General features: G+C 72.3%; 1 protein-coding gene. It reads right to left on the bottom strand.

Annotation, left to right across the window (positions count from 1 at the left end):
- Positions 1 to 2,744, bottom strand: a 2,744-nt coding sequence (locus ABZW30_RS46750; protein WP_355677453.1) for an amino acid adenylation domain-containing protein, incomplete at both ends; no start/stop codon positions are given.

Genomic DNA, 2,744 nt, shown 5'->3' with positions numbered 1-2,744 from the left:
CAGCACCACACCCGACGCGTCCCCCTCCGGGTCCGCCGCCATCGCCTCCAGCACCAGCCGGTACATCCCCGCGAAACGCCCCAGCGCCTCACGGCTCAGGAACTCACCGCTGGTCGCCATGTTGAGGTGGCCGTTGTTGGGGACCACGTTGAGCGCGAACTCGTTGAAGCCGTCGTTGAAGCCGGCGTCGGTGTCGACCGTCTCGCCGTCCACGTGGTGGAAGTCGAGGTACTCGAACATCACCGTGAGCAGGCGCTCACGGGTGCCGCTGTCGCGCTGGACGGCGGGCAGCGGGTAGCGGCGGTGGGCCCAGATCTCGGACTCCTGCGCGAAGACCCGCTCCACCAGCTCACGCCACGTCCCGGACGCCCGGGTGGCGGGAAACGGCAGCGTGTTCAGGTGCATGCCCAGCACCCGCTCCGCACCCGGCGCCTCCAGACGCCCGTGATAGACGACACCGGTGTGGAAGGCCTCGTCCGAGGTGACCGAGCCCAGCACCTTCAGGTGCGCGGCCAGCAGCACGCTCTTCAACGAGGTGCCCGCACGGGCGGCGAGAGTGCGCAGGCCCTCCTCCAGGTCGTGGAACGGGACGCGCAGACCGTGCCGGTCCTGCGGGTCGCGCTCCGCAGCGGCCCACGACTCCGGCAGCCGCAGCGGCGCGTGCTCCGCCACCACGTCCTGCCAGAAGGCGCGGTCCTCCTCGGAGGCCAGCGACTCCAGCTCGGCCGCGACGAAGTCGGCGAACCGGACGGCCGGCGCCTCGAAGGCGGGCAGCTCACGGCCGTCGCGCAGGTGCTGGTAGCACTCCACCAGCTCCATCATCAGGGCGTTGTAGCTCCAGCCCTCGGAGACGGCGTGGTGGTAGGTGAAGTTGAGCCGCCACGAGCCGTCCGACTCGACCAGGACGGACATCCGCAGGAGCGGCGCCGCCGTCAGGTCGAAGACCACGGCGCGTTCCTGGGTGAGGTAGGCGGCCTTGCGGCGCTCCTGCTCCTCGGTGTCCAGGCCGCGCAGGTCCCACAGCGTCACCGGGTAGTCAGCCGTGGCGTGCACCAGCTGGAGCGGCAGCGAGTAGCCGCTCAGGTGCATCGAGGTGCGCAGGATGTCGTGCCGCTGGACGACGACGTCCACTGCCTGCTGGAAGACCGGCAGCGAGAACGGCTGGTCGTCGCGGATCCGGAAGGAGTTGAGGTTGTGGTAGACCGCCCGGTCCGCCGGGCCGGCGGCCATCGTCTCGACGAGCATGCCGGTCTGGATCTGGGACAGCGGGTAGGCGTCCACGACGCCCGCCGGCAGCGCGGCCCGGTCCCCGTCGCCGATCAGCGCGAACGGTTCCACGGCCGAGACGAGGGACTCGCCGCCCTGGCCGGTGAGGCCCGCCGCCATCGCGGCGATCGTCCGTGACTGGAACACGTCGCGGATGGAGACGTCGTAGCCGGCGGTGCGCAGCGCACCAATCAGGCGGACGGCGCGGATGGAGTCGCCGCCGAGGTCGAAGAAGCTGTCCTCGACACCGACCGGGGCGACGCCCAGGACGTCCGACCAGATCGCCGCGAGCCGCTCCTCCACCGGGGTGCGCGGCGCCACGTGCTCGACCGTGGCGAACGACGCCTGGTCGGGCGCGGGCAGCGCGCGGTGGTCGAGCTTGCCGTTGCTGGTGAGCGGGATGGCGTCGATGGCGACGAACGCCGTCGGGACCATGTACGCGGGCAGGTCGGCGGCGAGGTGCTCGCGGAGCTGCGCGGCGGCCGGTGCGGTGCCCTGCTGCGGCACGTAGTAGCCGACGAGCTGCTTGGCGCCCTGGGCCCGCTCGATGACGGTCACCACCGCGGCGCGGACGGCCGGGTGCCGGCGCAGCGCGGTCTCGATCTCGCCGAGCTCGACGCGGTAGCCGCGGATCTTCACCTGGGTGTCGACGCGGCCGAGGAAGTCGAGCGAGCCGTCCGGCAGTCGTCGGGCCAGGTCGCCGGTGCGGTAGAGGCGGGAGCCGGCCGGACCGAAGGGGTTCGGGACGAACTTCTCCCCCGTCAGCCCGGGCCGGTCGAGGTAGCCGAGGGCCAGCGCGGGGCCACCGACGTGGATCTCGCCGGGCACCCCGACCGGGACGAGCCGGCCATCGGCGTCGAGCAGGTGGACGGAGAGGTCGCGCAGCGGCCGCCCGATGTTGCTGCGGCTCGGCCGCCGGAGGTCCTCGGCGCCGATCCGGTGGTAGGCGCAGTGCATGGTCGTCTCGGTCGGCCCGTACAGGTTGACCAGGGCGGGCCGGTCGAGGCCCATCCGGTCCACCCACGGCTGGAGTTCGGAGGTCTCCAGCTTCTCGCCGCCGAAGCCGACGAGCCGCAGGTTGAGCCGGTCGATGCGGGGGTCGCCGTCGCCGGCCAGGGCCGCGAGGGCCCGGAACCCGGTCGGGGTCTGGAGCATCACGGTGACCTGCTCGGCGACCAGCAGGTCGAGCAGCTCGCCGGGCGCGCGGTTGACGTCGGTCGGGACGACGACGACCCGGCCACCGTGCAGCAGGGCGCCCCACATCTCCCACACCGACACGTCGAAGGCGTAGGAGTGCGCCTGGGTGAAGACGTCGTCGGCACCGAAGGCGAACTGCTCGCGGGTGGCGCTGTACAGGCGCAGGACGTTGGCGTGGCTGAGGGCGACGCCCTTGGGCCTGCCGGTGGAGCCGGAGGTGTAGATGACGTAGATCAGGTTGTCCGGGGTGACCGCGGTCTGCGGCGCGGTGGCCGGGCGGG

The organism is Kitasatospora sp. NPDC004669 (assembly GCF_040609455.1).
In the GTDB taxonomy this organism is placed as follows: domain Bacteria; phylum Actinomycetota; class Actinomycetes; order Streptomycetales; family Streptomycetaceae; genus Kitasatospora.
Note: the sequence above shows the minus strand (reverse complement) of the source record. Positions and strands in the feature narration are given on the sequence as shown.